The organism is Flavobacterium sp. CECT 9288 (genome assembly GCF_918731615.1).
GTDB lineage: Bacteria > Bacteroidota > Bacteroidia > Flavobacteriales > Flavobacteriaceae > Flavobacterium.
This window is the reverse complement of the sequence record NZ_OU957226.1, coordinates 1,310,246-1,328,847: the sequence shown is the minus strand read 5'-3', so window position 1 is coordinate 1,328,847 and position 18,602 is coordinate 1,310,246. Positions and strand designations below refer to the sequence as shown.

The 18,602-nt window shown below is 34.8% G+C and carries 15 protein-coding genes; 3 read left to right on the top strand and 12 right to left on the bottom strand.

Annotated features, from left to right (window positions below):
* Positions 1-17: 17 nt before the first annotated feature.
* A complete protein-coding gene (locus LQ189_RS05720) occupies positions 18-350 on the top strand; it encodes a helix-turn-helix transcriptional regulator (protein WP_230154915.1) in 333 nt (110 codons plus the stop codon).
* An 83-nt stretch (positions 351-433) separates the two neighbouring features.
* Here LQ189_RS05720 and LQ189_RS05715 read toward each other — a convergent pair whose 3' ends face one another.
* Positions 434-1,165: a rhamnogalacturonan acetylesterase gene (locus LQ189_RS05715; protein WP_230154913.1), complete on the bottom strand. Its 732-nt coding sequence runs from the start codon at positions 1,163-1,165 to the stop codon at positions 434-436.
* 7 nt (positions 1,166-1,172) lie between these two features.
* Positions 1,173-2,519 (bottom strand): glycoside hydrolase family 28 protein, encoded by a 1,347-nt coding sequence (locus tag LQ189_RS05710; protein WP_230154911.1) that lies wholly within the window; start codon positions 2,517-2,519, stop codon positions 1,173-1,175.
* A 46-nt stretch (positions 2,520-2,565) separates the two neighbouring features.
* Between LQ189_RS05710 and LQ189_RS05705 the strand changes: the two genes are divergently transcribed.
* A complete protein-coding gene (locus tag LQ189_RS05705) occupies positions 2,566-2,730 on the top strand; it encodes a hypothetical protein (RefSeq protein WP_230154909.1) in 165 nt (54 codons plus the stop codon).
* 30 nt (positions 2,731-2,760) lie between these two features.
* On the opposite strand, the gene LQ189_RS05700 is transcribed toward LQ189_RS05705, so the two are convergent.
* From LQ189_RS05700 to LQ189_RS05675, 6 genes are all read right to left on the bottom strand, one after another.
* Complete coding sequence (locus LQ189_RS05700) at positions 2,761-3,789, bottom strand: pectinesterase family protein (protein WP_230154908.1); 1,029 nt, start codon at positions 3,787-3,789, stop codon at positions 2,761-2,763.
* Positions 3,790-3,824: 35 nt separating this feature from the next.
* Positions 3,825-5,012 (bottom strand): glycoside hydrolase family 105 protein, encoded by a 1,188-nt coding sequence (locus LQ189_RS05695; RefSeq protein ID WP_230154907.1) that lies wholly within the window; start codon positions 5,010-5,012, stop codon positions 3,825-3,827.
* 20 nt (positions 5,013-5,032) lie between these two features.
* Complete coding sequence (locus LQ189_RS05690; RefSeq protein ID WP_230154906.1) at positions 5,033-5,992, bottom strand: DUF4861 family protein; 960 nt, start codon at positions 5,990-5,992, stop codon at positions 5,033-5,035.
* A 118-nt stretch (positions 5,993-6,110) separates the two neighbouring features.
* Complete coding sequence (locus tag LQ189_RS05685) at positions 6,111-7,766, bottom strand: RagB/SusD family nutrient uptake outer membrane protein (protein WP_230154905.1); 1,656 nt, start codon at positions 7,764-7,766, stop codon at positions 6,111-6,113.
* An 11-nt stretch (positions 7,767-7,777) separates the two neighbouring features.
* Positions 7,778-10,918, bottom strand: coding sequence for a TonB-dependent receptor (locus tag LQ189_RS05680; protein ID WP_230154904.1), 3,141 nt, complete (start codon positions 10,916-10,918; stop codon positions 7,778-7,780).
* A gap of 34 nt (positions 10,919-10,952) precedes the next feature.
* Positions 10,953-12,398: a glycoside hydrolase family 28 protein gene (locus tag LQ189_RS05675; RefSeq protein ID WP_230154903.1), complete on the bottom strand. Its 1,446-nt coding sequence runs from the start codon at positions 12,396-12,398 to the stop codon at positions 10,953-10,955.
* A gap of 305 nt (positions 12,399-12,703) precedes the next feature.
* Between LQ189_RS05675 and LQ189_RS05670 the strand changes: the two genes are divergently transcribed.
* The gene (locus LQ189_RS05670; RefSeq protein WP_230154902.1) at positions 12,704-13,732 is read left to right on the top strand and encodes a LacI family DNA-binding transcriptional regulator; all 1,029 of its coding nucleotides are present in this window, start codon (positions 12,704-12,706) and stop codon (positions 13,730-13,732) included.
* A gap of 91 nt (positions 13,733-13,823) precedes the next feature.
* Here the strand turns inward: LQ189_RS05670 and LQ189_RS05665 are convergent, their stop codons facing one another.
* From LQ189_RS05665 to LQ189_RS05650, 4 genes are all read right to left on the bottom strand, one after another.
* On the bottom strand, positions 13,824-15,440 hold the full coding sequence (locus LQ189_RS05665; RefSeq protein WP_230154901.1) for a UxaA family hydrolase: 1,617 nt from the start codon (positions 15,438-15,440) through the stop codon (positions 13,824-13,826).
* A 27-nt stretch (positions 15,441-15,467) separates the two neighbouring features.
* A complete protein-coding gene (locus LQ189_RS05660) occupies positions 15,468-16,913 on the bottom strand; it encodes a tagaturonate reductase (protein WP_370634890.1) in 1,446 nt (481 codons plus the stop codon).
* Between the two features lie 187 nt (positions 16,914-17,100).
* Positions 17,101-17,916 carry an SDR family oxidoreductase gene (locus LQ189_RS05655; protein WP_230154897.1) on the bottom strand — a complete coding sequence of 272 codons (816 nt, stop codon included), beginning with the start codon at positions 17,914-17,916 and terminating at the stop codon, positions 17,101-17,103.
* On the bottom strand, positions 17,917-18,597 hold the full coding sequence (locus LQ189_RS05650) for a bifunctional 4-hydroxy-2-oxoglutarate aldolase/2-dehydro-3-deoxy-phosphogluconate aldolase (RefSeq protein ID WP_230154896.1): 681 nt from the start codon (positions 18,595-18,597) through the stop codon (positions 17,917-17,919).
* Positions 18,598-18,602 lie beyond the last annotated feature (5 nt).

Below are 18,602 nucleotides of genomic sequence, written 5' to 3'. Positions count from 1 at the left end.
TATAAAACACGATTAATATGAAAGTAAATAACAATTTTAACAGTTTAGATCTAGAACTTTCACAATTGGCAAAATGTTTATCCCATCCTGCAAGAATCCAAATTATAGCCATACTCTCAAGACATAAGGATAGAACTTGCAAGGAAATTGTGGCCGAGTTACCCTTGTCTCAATCTACCGTTTCTAAACATTTAAAAGATTTGCTAGAAGGAAATCTAATATGTAGAAAATTAAGTGGGACACAATCTTTATATACTCTTGAATGGAATAAGCTTGAACGTGTTTTTACCATTTTTGAACGATTTAATAAAAAAACGATGGTTCACCGCCCAAAAAGAAATTGTTGTTAAAATAAATCAAACAAATTTTAAACATCAATTCACAAGCAACACTTCCTGTTATATGGGATAAAAACATTACGGTTTTATCTGGTTTATTTCACTTCTTTGGATAAGCGAATGTGGAGTGCTTTTATTTGTTGCGCAGCAATTTTAGCAATTTCTGTGGCTCCTTTTACAGACAGATGCGTATTATCCTCAATTCCTTTTGGGATATAGCTATTTTCTCCTGGGGCAAAGTGCAGATGTAATTCTTTTGATTTTTCTACTCCATAGGATTCTTCCAGAAGTTCTGTATAATATTGCATGTCGATAAAAGGGACTTTGTATTCCTGAGCGACTAGCCTTAATTCTTGCGTGTAATCACCATGTGAGTCAATCAAAACACCTTGCTCGTTGAAGTTTCTTCGGGTTATGGAAGAAAATAAGATAGGGGTCGCTCCTTTTTTCCTGGTTTCTTCTACAAAACGAATCAAATTGTGTCTGTAGCTTGTGTGCGGATTGGTGTAGCGAGTTGGGTCGGTTACTTTGCCATCGTTGTGGCCAAATTGGATAAAGACATAATCTCCTTTTTTAAGTGAATTATATACAGCATCCCATAATTTTAAATCAATGAAACTGCGCGTGCTTCGACCATTGACGGCGCGGTTGTCTATCACCACATTATCTGAAAAAAAAGTGGGTAGCATTTGTCCCCATCCTCTTTCGGGGTTTTGTTCAGGCGCTACTTTGTTGGCCATAGTCGAATCGCCAATGGTGTAAATGGTCGTTTTTTGTGCCCAACCGCTTAGGGTGATGCAGGCAATTAGTAGGAAGTACTTTTTCATTTTAATCTTATTTTACAGAGGTTGGAATACTGGCTTTTTCTCCAATAGTGACTTCGTTCAGCACAACATTTTCAGCGTTTTGACTTGAAATACCATTTTTAGCCCATTGGATATGAATGTTATTAAAGAAAATATCTTTTATTTTTAAATCCGGATAACCTTGAATTACAATGCCGGTTTGTGTGGCTTTGTTGCAAAGGATATTCGAAAAATTGATGTTGCTAATGCTTGAAGCATAACCACTGCCTTCGCCGTGGTAGTTGGAAGTGATATGCAAGGCGTCTTCTACCTCGTCAAGTTGTAGATTGTTTACAAAAACATCTTTGATATAGCCACCACGGTCGGCATTGGTTTTTAGGTAAATGCCTCTTTTGAGGTAGCCAATCGTTTTGCAGTTTTCTACAAAAATGTTTTGAATTCCAGCCGACATCTCGCTGCCCAACACTACTCCGTGCAGTCCCTTAAAATTGCAATTTCGGATGACAATATTTTGGCTTGGGTTGGCGCTATTGGCTCTTCCTTCGTGGTCTCTTCCTGATTTTATGGCAATGTTATCATCGGCATTATCAAAAGAAATGTTTTCGATTAGGACATCGCTCGAATATTCGGGGTCGATGCCGTCGTTATTGTTATTGAATGCTTTGTATTTTAAATCACGAATTGTAATGCTTTTACTTTTTAACAAATGAATGCACCAAAATGGTGAATCTTCTATTTGAACATTTTCGATGAGAATATTTTTGGAGTCGATGAATTGAATGAGTTGTGGTCTTAGGTAATGTCCTTCTCCAAAAACTCGCTCTTTGATGGGAACATTTTGATGATTCATTTCTCTACTCAAAAGCTGGTCTTTCTTTTCGAGCGGTTTCCATTTTATCCAAGTGTTTTTGGCTTCTCCATCGATAATTCCGTTTCCGGTAATGGCAATGTTTTCTAAACCAATTCCATAAATCAATGGACTGTAATTGTACAGCGTCGTGCCTTCCCAACTGGTCAAAACTAGCGGATAATTTTTTGGATTAGAACCAAATCTGATTTTGGCACCGTCCTCTAAATGCAAGCGAACATTACTCACAAAATGAAGCGGCCCTTGTAACGTATAGACACCTTTTGGGACAAGGATAGTTCCGCCGTTTTTCTTTTTACAAAGCGCCATTGCTTTATCAAAAGCGGGCTTTGAATTGCTTATCGAATCTCCTTTGGCTCCCAATGCGGTTACTTTTATGGTGAATGAAGGAATGTTGGGTAACACGATACGATTTAGGATAGTATTGACTTTTTCTGTGGGAAAAGGTGCGTTTTGTGCCCAACTACTTAGGCTGATGCAGACAAAGAATAACAGGTATTTTTTCATTTTTGGTGGTATTTATCATTTTGTTTTAAAGGCTGAAACAAAGAGTGTGATTTCTTGGCTGCTAGCCACGATTGCTTCGCCAGTTCGCTATCGCTCGGGTGTAGTGAAAATCCTTTTGTGCTGGTCCCGAAACTTCGGGATGGCACAAAAGATTACTTCGTCAGTTCGCTATCGCTCGGGTGGAACGGATAGCGGGACTTTGTTTCCTTAAATTCCCATTGTTACTGCTCCTAAAAATTAATTATTTAGAGGTTAGGTACCAATTTTTGATTTTGTCATTAAGAATGGTTTCAATAGTATACTTTTTAGCTTCTTTCTTGGTGAGTTGATGCGACCACGGGACTCTTTTTTGCGGTTGAAAGCCTACGCCAGAACAGTTGTATTCGGCATAAAAGCTGGTTTTTTCGGCTTCGGGTTTTGACCAATTGTGCCATCCTTGTGGCAGAATATGAGCATCCATCGTACAATCGATGAAAACGGTTTTCGCGTAGAAACGCCAAGGTCTGCCCAAATAAACTTCTTTGACACTAGCGTCTGCGGTGAGTTTGCAGTTCTTGAAAACGTAGCCAAAAGTGCTGTCCTGAGGCGTTGAAGCTGCGGTGATATAGGAATCTTTTTTGCTGTGCAGTGTGCAGTTTTCGAACAAAACCGTGGCATCGCCAAAAATAAAATCGGTGGTGCCCTCGATGTAGCAATTTTTGAAATAGTTTTTGGTTCCCTCGCCTGAGGTGTAGAGCGTGTCTTGATTGCCTAAGAGATTGCAGTTTTCAATTTTTACCCGATTGGCATTGACATTGAGCGCAACTGCTTGTCCGACTTCGCCCGAACTATTTTCGATGGTTAAATTTTGAACCATACAATCGTTTCCTTCTATTAAAACGGTGTAGGTGTGAAAGGTGCTGTTTCGCCCTATGTTCATTTTTTTGAAGTGGTCGTCAAAAGTGATAATCGTGTTTTCTTTGCTTTCGCCAATGAGGGAAATTTTGGTGTTCCAAGCGTGGATTTTTACTTTTTCGTAGTATTTTCCGTTTTTGATATAGATTATAATGCGTTGGTCGGGATAGGAACGAGCCGCATTTATGGCGTCTTGAATCTTGGTGAAATTGCCAGATCCTTTAGCATCTACCACAAAATAATTTTCATTGGTTTGTACTTCTACCTTTACTACTGTACTCGTATTTAGGATCTCGCTGGAGCTTTGAGCCAGAATATTTATATTAGAAACAAAAATACAAACCATAACATTTATAATTCTTTGTATGTACCTCATTTCAAAAAGCATTATAAAAGATTAATATGATGAACTTACTTATTCAACTCTAAAGCAGCTAAAATAAAAGGCCCAGTTGCTTTTGGGTCGTTGTCTTTTTTCTTTTCGTTTACATAGTACTCAAAAGAGCCATCTCGGTAAGGATTTCCACCAAGTCCAGCCACTGCACAGGCTTGAGTGATGATTACTTCGCCATTTGAGCCAATTTTAACCAATTTTCCTGTAAGACCATTAAAGGCTTTTTGAGCGATTTTTTTGTATTTTTTAGGTAAATATCCCTTATTTGCTCCTTTTGCAAAAGCATAACTAAACATGGCTGTTCCAGAGGCTTCTAAGTAATTTCCGCCTTGATTTCCCTTATCTGTAACTTGATACCAAAGTCCTGATTCATCTTGAAAAGGAACCAATGCTGAGGCCAATTGGTTCAAATAACTTACTAATTCTTTATGTTTTGGATGATTTTTGGGCATATAATCTAAGACATCAACCAATGCCATAGCATACCAACCCAAGGAGCGTGACCAAAAATTTGGAGATGTTCCAGTCGTTTTATTGGCCCAAGGCATTTGTTTGCTTTCGTCCCAAGCATGATAAAGCAATCCGGTTTTAGGATCGCGGTCATTTTTTTGAATGAGTTCAAATTGTTTAGCGATGTCATCTAGACTTTTTCCATTTTCAAAAGTCATAGTGTATTGGATATAAAAAGGCTCTCCCATATACAATCCGTCCAACCACATTTGGTTAGGATATATTTTTTTGTGCCAAAATCCACCACTAACTGTTCTAGGTTGTTCTTCGATTTGTTTTCTAAGCGTTTGCAATGCTTTTAGATACTTTTCCTCTTTGGTTTTGGCATAAACATCAAACAATAATCTACCAGCTACTACCATATCAATATTGTACGAATCAAATTTGTAGCTATCAATAGTTCCATCGTTTTGGATGAGTTTGTCTACATACGATTTTATGTATTCGGTATACTTTGGGTTGGGATGTTTTTTATTCAATTCTTCCATTGCAGTCAAAACCAATCCGTGAACATAATCCCATTTTGGAGAAGTCGCATGATCTATCATATACGATTCTTGGTGTTGTAGCATTACGGTAGCTGCCATGCGCTCTGACCATTTTAGTTTTGGAGAAATGATTTGCGCATTCATAATACTAGCTTCGCATACTGCTAGAACAATTATTAAAAGGTTGATAAAACTATTTTTTCTCATGATTAAATTGTTCTTAATGATTAAATTTTGCCTTTTTTGTTGAGTTCGATTAGTTTTTCGTCCAAGTATTTTATAAAAGCTTCTTTATTTTTAATTCCGTCTTTTTCCTGCTCCCAAGCACCTAAAAAGTAAAAGGATACGGTTTGGTTTGAAGGTTTGAAAACTAAAAGATGATCAAATTCTGCATTTACTTCAGATTCTATTGTACTCACTTCGTAGAAAATGGCCATTCCTAACTGATCAGGAACAAGAGATTGTTTACCATAAGTAGCTAAATAAGCCCATCTTTTGTTTTGACTTACTTTTTTGAAGACTTCTGTGTTTTTTTGTTTAACAATTCCAGTACAAATACCACTAATTGCTTTAGAAGCTTTAATGGTGTGCTGGGTATGACGTTGATCTGAAGCAATAGTTAACTGAGAAGTGAAATCAATTTTTTCTCCCGCTGTTTTCCAACCATAGTAATTGATTTTTACCGCTGATGATTTGGATTTATTCTCCACCTTTGCTAGGGTAGAATCAACTTCATAAAAGTGTAATCTTTCGTTGTTTAGATATCGATCTATAGATCCTATACCGATACCTTTACCCGCTTTTAAAATATCTGAACCCCAATCACTCATTTCGTGATAGGAGTCAAAACCATCTTGACCAACTTGAGGTAAAACGATAGCATCTGTTTTTTTTCCAAAAATATCAATGGCATTTCTCCAATCTAGATACAAACGGTATCCAATTTTGTTGCTTTCCCAGCCCGGGCCTTCGTAACGTATATCAAACGAATGATCTGTATGTTCTGGAGCAAGTTTTAACTTTTGAACGTTTTTAAACGTACCACCAATGTATTTTCGACCTTCCCATTTTCCGCCTTCTTTCACAGATATTTCAGCGTAGGTTTTTTTATTATTTTGAGACTTTTGTGCCAGTGTAACAAGAGAACTCAACAAAAAAACACCTAGTATTAATTTTATATTTTTCATAATTGTCTTTAACTAAAAAAATGATGAAATGTAAGAGAAAAAGGAGCTTGATACAAAAATCAAACCCCTTTTTTAACAAACTCAAAAAAAAAATTATTGAACCAAAACTTCATTATAATTAGTAAGCAGGATTTTGAGGATAGTTGGTACTTCTATTTAAATCTAAAACCGATTGAGGTATTGGTCTTAAAATTTTTAAATTCCCATTTTTTCCATTAAAAACAGCAGCACTAGTTATTTTTGGATTGTGTAAAATAGTTCTAGCTACAAGAGTACCAGTACGTTTTAAGTCAAACCATCTGTGATATTCTCCTAGTAGTTCACGACCTCTTTCATCTAAAATTGTATTGATATCTATTGTTGTAAGTACTGGAATAACTCCTGCAGTCCCCCCTCCAGCTCTCCTTCTTACCTCATTAAGACGTTGTAATGCTGTTCCGGGATTACCAGCTTTTAAATACGCTTCGGCAGCAACTAAATACGTTTCACCTAAACGAGAAATAATAAAATCACGAGTGCTCACTCTAGTATTTGTTGCAGTTCCAAAAGGAGCCGTAGGATCATCAAACTTTCTTACCGGTATTGTCGCATAATCAGCACTTACATTTGATGATGATGCAAATGTCCCCCAATTATGATATCTAAAAGTCGCGGCATTTTGATATCTAGAAGCATTAGCTGTTTTCCATGCTGCTCTGTCTGCAAGTGTAAACCAACTTGGTTCGTAAAAATCGGTTATTTTTAAATTAGTTCTATCAGCCACCTCATAAAAAGCATAATATCTTGTATAAATTTCAGTCATAAAAGATCCTTCCCATCTACGATCACCTCTTTCAAATAATGACAATGCATAGGTTGTAGGTAATAAAGTATAACTCCTATTAGGATATGGATTACCTGTAGCAGCTGGCCCTAAATAAGGTCCGAAATAATATCCTTGTGAATTTCCTAATGTTGTAATTCCAGTTGAATTTGCTAAAGGTGAAAATTGAACAGAGAAAATAGTTTCAGCATTCATTTCATTACCTGGGCGAACAACGTTATCAAATGAAACATTAAGCTGTTGTCCATTGATTACTTGATCAGCTAATGTTGCAGCTGTTTGAAAATCATTTGATGCAGCAAACGTTTCATAACCTCTTGTCAAATATACTTTTGCTAATAAGTTTTGTACTGCTCTACGATTAACTCTTCCTGTGTATCCGCCAGTAGCTACTGCAGGCAAAGCCTCTGTTAAATCTTTTAAAATTTGAGTGTACACTTGTTCAGCAGAGTTTCTATCAAATGATTGAACTGGGCTTTTAAAATAGTCAAGAACAAGAGGTACACCACCATAGGTTTGAACTAATAAAAAATAAGCATTAGCACGTAAGAACTTTAACTCACCTACTCTAGCATTCAAATTTGTGCTAGGAGCTGTAAGTGGCGCAAAATGTAAACCTGTATTCGCCTGCTGAATTGCAGCATAACAAGTTCTGTATAATTGATCCACTCCATCTGATGTTGAGTCTAAGTTAGCATATTTACTCAATCCATCAGGCTCCATGTTCCTTCCTTCAGAATATAAATCGGTACCTGCTTCAAACAACCAAGGATTACCCCCATAAATATCTTTGAGCATGAAGTAATTCGTATTGACTAAGGCTTCAAAACCAGGAGCGGTCAAGTAATACTCATCTGGATTTCCTAAAGATTTATTATCTTCCTCAATAAATGAAGAACAAGAATTCATTGACAATGCTAGAATCCCAATTATTACTATAATTTTTTTCATTTTGATTTAATTTAGAATTTTAAACTTACTCCCATTTGAATAGTAGTAGATGCTACACGGTTGATTGCTAGTCCAGCAGTAGCCCACTCAGGATCATACCCTTCATATTTTGTAAATACAAATGGATTTAAAACATTGACATACAATCTTAAATATTTAACTTTCAATTTTTCTAATAATTGATCATCAAAACTGTACCCTACAGAAATGTTTTGAATTTTAACGAAGGATGCATCCTTATAAAAAGCAATATCATTATTATTGTAATAAACACCCGCAGCACGTGGTAAAGGATTCGTATTAGAAAATTGTTGAGGAACTCCCGCACCATTTGCAGGTACATACCAATCTTGAAGATCTAGTTTTTGACGTCCACGATCATTCACATCGGCAAAATTGTTATGAAAATCACTAAACACTGTCATTCCTTGATTTGCTATCAAAGCCATTCCAAAATCAAATTGATGTACTTTTAATGAAGTAGAGAAACTTCCTGTCCATTTAGGATCAAAATTACCTAAAATTGCTCTATCATTGTTACCATCTATCCTTCCATCATTATTCAAATCTTTTACTCGAGCTTCACCTGGTAATTGCTGGTAAACAGCAGCCTGAGCTCTTTCACTTTCTTGCCAAACGCCATCAAATACATAGTTGTAATACGAATTAATGTTTTCACCAATAAATAAATTATTCCCCACATCACTCACTTCTTTCTGGTTGTAGATTGAAACTAATTTATTTACGTTTTTTGTAAATGTAAAACTAGTCTCCCATGTAACATTTTTTGTTTGAATATTTTTAGTAGAAAGAGCAACCTCAACACCTTTATTACTAATCGATCCTACATTTGAAGTAATAATAGGAATACCCATTTCTAGCGGAAGCGCTTGTTGAAACAATAAACCATCAGATAATCTATCATACACATCTACACTACCCGATACTCTATTATTTAAAAATCCAAAATCTAAACCAAAATTAGTTTCTCTTGTTCGCTCCCAAGTAAGCTCAGGGTTACCTAAACTTGAAGGAATAAATCCATTGCTAAGTGTAGTGCTATTAAAATCATAAAAAGTTGAATTGCTTAGTACACTTAAACTTGAATAAGCTGGTGTATTATCATTACCAGTGTATCCTAAACTGGCTCTCAATTTTAAAATACTAATAAAAGAAACATCCTTTAAAAAACTTTCTTCATTTACTTTCCATCCAACTGCAACTGACGGGAAAGTTGCCCATTTATTCCCTTTGGCTAACACTGAAGAACCATCAGCTCGTAAAGTACCCGTAAATAAATACCTTCCTTTGAACGTATAATTTAACCTTGCAGCATAAGACTCCAGAGTGTTTTTAAAGAAATTAGAACGGATAGCAAAAGTATTTTGTGGTCCTGATCCCAAATTGTAAAAATCAGTATTAAAAGGGTTTTCACGTGATGATAAAAAAGAAGTCTCGGTTGTATTGCTATACAAACTTTGTAATCCTAAGAAATTGATGACATGATCGTTTTTTAGGGTATAATTGATATTGAATTGGTTATCCCAAGTGTAATTAAAATTTGCAACATTATTGATTTCTCCCGAAAGTAAGTTTCTGTTTGCTATTCCTATGTTAGTCAATGGTCCAAAAGCTTTACCACGTCTTGAATCTAATTTACCTGCTGAAAATGTCGTTTTAAAAGTTAACCAGCTATTTGCTTTATACTCAGCAAAAACATTACCTATAGTAGTCCAGTTCACACGTTCATCAGTAGAATTTTCAATTTCAAGCAATGGGTTTATAGAACCTGTTTTATTTATTGCTAAGTTACCGTTAGGGTATCTCAAAGTTCCTGGCTGTAACGCCAATGTTCCAACAACCTCATTTCCAGCAGCATCAATTGCCCAAGGTGAAGAAAATGGATTTTGTCTAAAAGCCTCTTGCATAGCCGTTGGACTGCCTAATTGCTCATCTGTTTTTGACAAAGTTAAATTCACTCCTAGTCCAAATTTACTATTAACCTGATGATTTAATCCTGCTTTGAAGGTATACTTATCTATACTTTCATTTTGAACGTTTCCTGTTTCGCGCTGCTGCCCAATTGCAAGATTATAAGCCATACCAGAATCACCTCTTCCTGAAACCGTTAAATAATTGTTTTGTGACATTGCACCTCTTAAAACTGCATCTGTCCAATCAAAAGTTTGGTTTCTTGCTACTCTTTGTAATAAAACATTATTTGTACCACCAGCGCCAACATTACTACTCAACATAGCTGGTGTAATACTCGCATAGTTGGTTACTGTTGACGAAAGCGAAGTAGGTAAAAAAGCTGCTTGATGGTAGCTCCACCATTTTTCTCCACTCATAAACTCTGGTAAACGTGCCACTTGCTTGTTACCGTAAGACGTCTCATAAGATACATTTATTCCAGATTTTGCGCTTGCACCACTTTTAGTAGTTACAATTACAACACCGCTTCCACCTCTAGAACCATAAATAGCAGCAGACGAAGCATCTTTCAACACATCCATACGTGCAATATCTTGTGGATTTAAAAAATCCATATTATCACTAGGAACTCCATCAATTACAAATAAAGGACCTGAACCATTTTTGTTAATAGAATTTGCTCCACGAATAACCACATTAAAACCATCCCCTAATCTACCTGAGTTTGATGTTACTTGAACTCCTGCAATTCCACCCTGAATAGCTTCTAGTGGGTTTGTTACATTTCTTTCAGTAATTTTAGCCGAAGATAAGGTATTTACAGCCCCCGTTAAATCTGTTTTTTTCACAGTTCCGTAACCCACTACAACTACTTCTTTCAAGGATTGAGATTCCTCTACTAGAGCAACTTTTATTGTTTTCTTACCTGTTACATTTACTTCTTGAGAAACAAAACCTACAAAACTGATTTGTAATACTGCTTTTTCATTTGTCAATTTTATAGTAAAATTACCAGATAAATCAGTGCTTGCTGTATTACGCGTTCCTTTTTCAACCACATTTACTCCTGGCAATGTCAATCCTGCAGCATCAGTAATAGTTCCTGTAACAGAGGAAGGCTGCTGAGCCTTCATCTCCTGAACCGTAAACAAGCTCAGTAATAAGAAAAAGGCAACATAACATGCAGAGCCTTTTTTTAATAAATGTCTGAAATTCATAATTTAATAATTTGGTTAGTTAGTATAATAAAATTTAATTTTTTGTTGGTGCTTCTACTTTTACACCATTAATAAAAGTATTGGACAACTTAAGCCCTACCAGATTTTCTATAGAGAAAGCTTCTATAACCTTGATGATTTTTACATTTTTTAAAGTCACGTTTCTTATAGGAGATTGTTCATAACCCTTAGCAAGAATTCCATACATTCCGCCGTTTTTAACGGTTATATTTTCTAAATGTATATTTTGAATTTGGGGTATAAAAGTGCCTGGTTTAGCGCCATAGACTTCATAAAACATATTCAGTTTTAAAACCGCTTCTTTAACCTGACCTACTTTTAAATTTCTAACAAAAACATTCTCTATTAACCCTCCTCTATTCGAATTGGTTTTAATTCGGATTGCTCTGTCTAAATTTGGACTGTCCATCACACAATTTTCAACAAAAACATTACTCACTCCTCCAGATATTTCACTGCCTATCACCACACCGCCGTGACCGTCAATCATCTTGCAGTTTTGAACAATAATATTTTGACTTTTCATAGCCACGCGTCTACCATCAGCATCTCTTCCTGATTTTATTGCAATACAATCATCTCCTGTATTAAAAAGACAATTCTTAATTAATACATTTTTAGAATATTCAGGATCACAACCATCATTATTAGGACCATGACTCTCCACCGTAATTCCATCTATGGTAACATTTACTGATTTTATAGGATGCACAATCCAAAAAGGAGCATTTATTATTTTCACATCTTTTAAAAGCACATTTTTACAATCAAAAAACTCTACAAAATTTGGCCTCAAATAATGGCCTTCGCCAAAAATACGCTCTTCAACAGGCACTCTTTTTTCAGCCAAATCAATCAATCGCAAACGGTTTAGAGGATCGTTTTGATTAGGCTTTCCTTCTTTCCATCCATATTCTTTTTTAGAACACCACCACCACCAATTTTCATTATTAGCTTGACCATTCAAAACTCCTTTACCTGTCACGGCTACGTTCTTTTTTTGATATGCATAAATTAAGGGAGAATAATTCATTAATTCAGTTCCTTCCCAAGAGGTATGCACCAGCGGATACTCTTTTGGGTTTGTACTAAACACTATTTCTGCACCTTGCTCTAAATGTAAGTTTACATTATCCTCAAGATGAATAGGTCCCGTTAAAAACTTTCCCGCAGGGACAATCACTTTTCCACCACCATTTTTTGTACAAGCGTTTATTGCTTTTTTAAAAGCCTCACCTGCATTCATCACTCCTCCAGATTGAGCTCCAAAATCAGTAATACTGTAATTTTTATTTGGAAATTGAGGAGCTTTGATACTATCTAATATTAAAGCCATTTTTTTCCATGGATTAACACCTACAGCTTCTTTTGTCTTAGTTGTAGAACAAGAAAGTAATACTATACCCAATAAAGTGATAGATAAGAAAAAACGAACTGTATAAAAGTGTTTTACTGCCATTTTATTTTAAAAATTTAAAAATCAAGGGTGTTTTTCAAGGATTGCAATCGAGTAATGCAATCGATTACACAAACGTATATATTTATTTTCAATTTACCAAAATTAATTTCATAAAAATACTAGTACTATAAAAAAAAGATTGTTTTTATATAGTTAATGTAATATATTGCCATTTATTCTGCATAATAAACATCTATTTTTGGTAAAAAAGTATGCTATTAATAGTTTATACAATCGATAACATAGCTGTATTATTAACAAAAAAGTATTAGTTTTACAACATCAATATAAACTACTGATTCCCAATGAGTGAGAAAACAACAATTTACGATATCGCTAAAGAGCTCAACATATCAGCAGCAACTGTATCAAGAGCGCTAAATAAAAACCCAAAAATTAGTGAGTCCACCATTAAGCTTGTTCTTGATACTGCCGAAAAAATGAACTACAAGCAAAACCGACTTGCTCTAGCTTTGCGCAGTGGAAAAAGCGGAAATATTGGTGTAATTGTTCCTCGTATCAATACTAATTTTTTTGGTTCTGTTATACGTGGTATCGAAGAAGAACTTCACCCTAATAAATACAACGTAATCATTTGTCAAACTCATGAAGATGAGAATAGAGAAATTGAAAACATAAACACCTTACTTGATGCACAAGTAGATGGTATAATGATTTCTATTACAAACGAATCAAAGAAAAATGAAAAAATAATTCATAGGGTTTTAGAAAAAAATGTTCCGCTAATCTTTTTTGATAGAAAGAAAAATATTGATGGCGTAAGCTCCATCACTATTGATGATTTTAAAGCGGGTTATATGGCTACCAAACATTTAATAGAGCAAGGCTGTACGAAAATTGCACATTTGAGTGGTGATCAATCTCTTGAAATTTATGAAAATCGTTTTAAAGGATATCAAAAAGCATTACTAGACCATGGATTTCCATTTATAGAGGAATATGTTATTCGTTCTAAAAGTAATTTAGAGGAAGGTGCACTAGTAACCAAAACATTATTACAACTGGATACGCCACCAGACGCTATATTTTCGGCGAGTGATTTTGCTGCATTAGGAGCCATACAAGAGTTAAAATGTCAAGGTTATACTTTGCCCCAAGATTTTTGTGTGGTGGGTTTTGGAAACGAACCTTTTACAAAATTTATGGAACTTTCGATCACAACTATAGATCAATCCCCTCAAGAAATGGGTAAAATGGCTGCAAAAGTATTTTTAGAACAAATGAATACTTCAGATAATGTTAAAATTGAAAAAAAGATTGTTCTCAATCCAATATTACACATCAGAAAATCTTCCTTAAGAAATCCAGAATAAAAAACGGGTCTTGCTGTTGAGCAACACCCGTTTTTAATTAATTCTATTTAGTATTCAATTAAAAATAATTGAATAAAATTTATACTTTGGTTTACAAGGAAACGCCTCTTTTCCAAGGTATAAAATCATTTTGATTCAATACGGCTGCTTTCGTTTTAATTTCACCACTTGCCACTTGGATAATAAATTCCAGCATTTCATCAGCCATTTCATCAATTGTTTTTTCACCAGTTATAATACCTCCAGTGTCAATGTCAATAATATCAGACATCTTTTGCGCTAAGTCAGTATTAGAAGAAATTTTTACAACTGGTGCAATAGGATTCCCCGTTGGCGTTCCTAAACCTGTGGTAAAAAGAACCATATTAGCTCCGGATCCTACCATAGCAGTAGTGCATTCTACATCGTTTCCGGGTGTGCAAAGTAAATTCAAACCTGGTTTTGTAATATATTCTCCATAATCAGAAACGCCAACAATAGGTGAAGTTCCACCTTTTTTGGCTGCTCCAGCAGATTTCATTGCATCAGTAATTAGACCATCTTTAATATTACCAGGTGACGGATTCATATCAAATCCTGACCCTGCATCAACTACTGTTTTTTCATACCATTTCATTAGTTCCAAAAATCGAACTCCAGCCTCATCATCAACACAACGGTTCACTAACTCTTGTTCTACTCCACACAATTCTGGAAACTCTGAGAGTATGGTAGTAGCACCAAGAGCCGTCAACAAATCTGAGGTAACACCTAAAGTTGGATTTGCTGATATACCTGAAAAACCATCAGATCCACCGCATTCTAAACCAATAGAAAGTTTAGACAAAGGAGCTGGTTTTCTTTCCAATTCATTGGCTTTTTTAATCGCTTCAAAAGTGTCTTTAACAACACTACTTAACATAGCTTCAATAGTACCTATTTGTTGCTGATCATAAATCAAAACAGGTTTTGTACTCGTAGGATTTATTTCGTGTAGCGCATCTTTAAAAATTTGGATTTGTAAATTTTGACACCCTAAACTTAAAACAGTTCCACCAGCAACATTAGGATTATTAACATAACCAGCTAATAATTTAGCTAAACTATGTGAATCTTGACGAATACCACCGCAACCACCCTGATGAGTTATAAATTTAACTTCAATATTTTGAAACAAATCTGAATTTTGTGTCTTTGAAATCGTTTCGTTTTCCCCGTTTTCAGCACTTACTAATGACCTTAATAACAATTGATAATCATTTTCTTTCGGCTTCATAAGTTCTTTTTCAAAAATATCTTTTAAGATTTCAATATTTCTGTTTTCACAAAAAACAAGCGGAAAAAACAGCCACACATTTTCGGTCCCTACCTGTCCGTCTTCTCTGTGATACCCATTAAAAGTTCGACTTTTCCATTTATCAATATTAGGAACCTCCCAACCAATAGTTTCTGTTTTTCCAGATACAGCATCACTTTCATGCTTTACATTAGCAGTAGAAAGTAATCCACCTTTTTCTATAAATGCACTCGCTTTACCAACTAAAACTCCGTACATAATGATTCTATCCCCTAAATTTAAATCATTCAAGGCAATTTTATGCTTCATTTTTACTGCAGCAGTAATGGTAATTGTATCATTTTCAAAATTGATATTTTCACCAGCTGCAAGATTAACTAATGCAACTGCTACATTATCTGATGGGTTTACTTTTATTAATTTCTTTTGCATAATAAAAAATGTAATTCGTTGATGAAGTTATTTTTTTTGACTGAAATTAGCATAGCCCTTTTCAATCCCATTTTTTTCAATTTCCGTCAATGCTAACACTAAATCATTGGATAATCCATTAATTGCATTTAAATCTTGCCCCCAAAAACCAATATTTGAAAGCGTTTTTTGAACTACTTCCTCTAAACTATTTGTTTTCCAAACATCCTCAAAAAAAGTTATAATTTCGGGATTATCATCAAGCGGCAGTTTTTCTCCGTTCCAAGTTCCTTGATAAAACCTAATGAGACAAGCAAAAGAGAATATAAGATTTGTTGGGGTTTTATCAAACTTTTTAACATATTCCACAATACTTGGCAACACTCTAACTTTAAATTTATCAATAGAATTAAGTGCAATACTTGATAAATTATGTTTTATGAATGGATTTCTAAAACGGTCTAAAATGTCCTCTGCAAAAAGATCAAGTTCAACCTTGTCCATTGCTATGGTTTCATTTATTTCTTTAAAAATAGCATCATTGACAAAAGATCCTGTAAAAATATGATCTACAGTTTGTTTTACAGTTTCATTACCAAATAGTAATGAAAATGGAACCATTGCAGTATGAGCACCATTTAAAATACGAACTTTTCTCGTTCTATACGGTTGCATATCATCTACAATTTTCACATCTAAACTGGTTTTATGAAAAGGTAATTTGGCACTTAAAGCGTCACCACCTTCAATAACCCACAGAAAAAAGGTTTCAGCAGTTACAATTAAATTGTCGGTATACTCTAATTGATTGTTGTATTCCTCAATTTCAGTTCTTGGATAACCAGGTACAATCCTATCAACTAGCGTATTATGAAAACTATTATTTTGGTTTACCCAATCTATAAAATCAGTGCCTAAATTCCAATCATTACTGTATTTGATAATGAATTCCTTAAGCGTATCTGCATTATTATTAATTAATTCACATGGAATAATATACAAACCCTTATTAGGATCACCGTTAAAAAACTTAAATCTTTCGTATAAAAGAAGTGTTAACTTAGCGGGATAAGAACTAGGTGGTTGCATTGTAGGAGTGTCTGTTGAGACATAAGCAATTCCAGACTCAGTAGTATTAGAAATTACAAATTGAAGCTCCTTTTCTTTGGCTAAAGCCAAAAAATCCTGAAAGTTTACATATGGATTAATCCCTGTAACCAAGTTTGTAATTAATTTTTTTTCTTGGATTTCTTGTCCTTTAGTTAATCCTTTCAAGAATAGCGTATACAAACCATCTTGATTGTTAAGCAAGTCGACCATACCATTCTCTATGGGTTGAACAACTGCAATTCCTGCATTAAATTCTAAAGAATCATTAAGCTCTTGAAAAGCATAATCAACAAAAGCTCTTAAAAAATTACCTTCGCCAAATTGCACTACTTTTATAGGATTTAAGACCTCTAGGTTTTTATTTTTTCTATTTAAATTCATGATTTTTAAATTATTTAAAACTCTTTTACGGTACTTAAAATAGACCTAAAAAAGTAGAAATTTTATGAAAGAGTATTATAAACGACTTACTTTTATGCTTACATCCTTTTATTCTCTATGAGGAGTTAAGAATAACGATCAAAAAAACACGGTATAAGTCGCTTATTATACCTTTACTTTAATACTATATTTATACTCCACTAAAAATTGTAAAGCCACCATCTACTGTAATTTTAGAACCGGTTACAAATTTTGAGGCGTCACTTAACAACCATATTAATGCTCCTGCAAGTTCATCAGGATGACCAAAACGTCTGAAAGGAGTACTTTGCAATACTTGATTTCCTCTATCTGTTAGGGTTCCATCTTGGTTTGTAAGTAAGGTTTTGTTTTGTTCTGTTAAAAAAAAACCTGGCGCAATAGAATTCATTCTGATGGCATCTCCATACCGTATGGCAAGTTCAGTAGCAAACCATTTAGTGTAACTGTCTATTGATGATTTAGCTAAACTATACCCTAAAACTTTAGTTACCGCCAGTTGAGATACTACAGATGAAATATTAACTATACTGCCCGATCCTGCTTGTTGAATACTTGCACCAAAAACCTGTGTAGGTAAAATGGTTCCTAGTAAATTTAACTGCATCACTTGTTCTAAAGCATTAATATTAAGACTAAAAATATCCTGATCTGGTTGCACAACGGCATCTTGAATATTTCCTCCTGCAGCATTTACTAAGCCATCAATTCTACCAAAAGCATCTAACATTTTATCCCTTGCTAAAAGTAATTGGGCTTCATTTGTAACATCTGCAAGTAAGGCAATGGCCCTACCACCTTTATCATGTATTTCTTTAACTCGTTGATGAGCTATTTTTTCATTTCTGCCCAGAATACCAACGATACCTCCTGCGCCAACAATACTTTTTATAAATGAATTCCCTATAATTCCAGTTCCTCCAGTGACTACAATCACCTTCCCTTTTAATGAAAAATTAGTTTCCATTTACTTTTTATTTTCGTCTCGAATTTGTTTTATATTTTCAAGGGTATTTCTTACTGTGTTTTCAAGTCCAAGAAAATCTTGATTTTCTATTACAACTTGTGATATTAATTGAGAACCAATACCTACACAAGTTACACCTGAATCAAACCAACTTTTTAAGTTTGCTTTATCAGTAGTTACACCACCTGTAGGCATAATACTAGTCCAAGGACAAGGACCTTTGATCCCCTTGACAAATTGAGGACCGTATACATCTCCAGGGAAAAGTTTTACAATTTCACATCCTAATTCCTCTGCACGAGCAATCTCTGTAAGGGATGCGCAACCCGGCGACCATAGCACTTTCCTACGATTGCAAATAAGTGCAATATCTTCCCGCAATACAGGCGTTATAATAAAATTAGCTCCAAGTTGCATGTACAGCGATGCTGCAGCAGCATCAGTAACAGAACCTACACCTAGAATCATTCCTGGCAGTTCTGAAAATGCATATTTGTTCAAGGCTCCAAAAACTTCAAAAGCAAAATCACCTCGACTGGTAAACTCCATCAATCTGGCACCACCATCATAACATGCTTTTATAATTTTTTTTCCAAGTTCTACGTCATTATGAAAAAACAATGGGACTAAACCCGTTGATGCCATTGCATTTGCTACTTCAATTCTAGAATATCGTGCCATATATT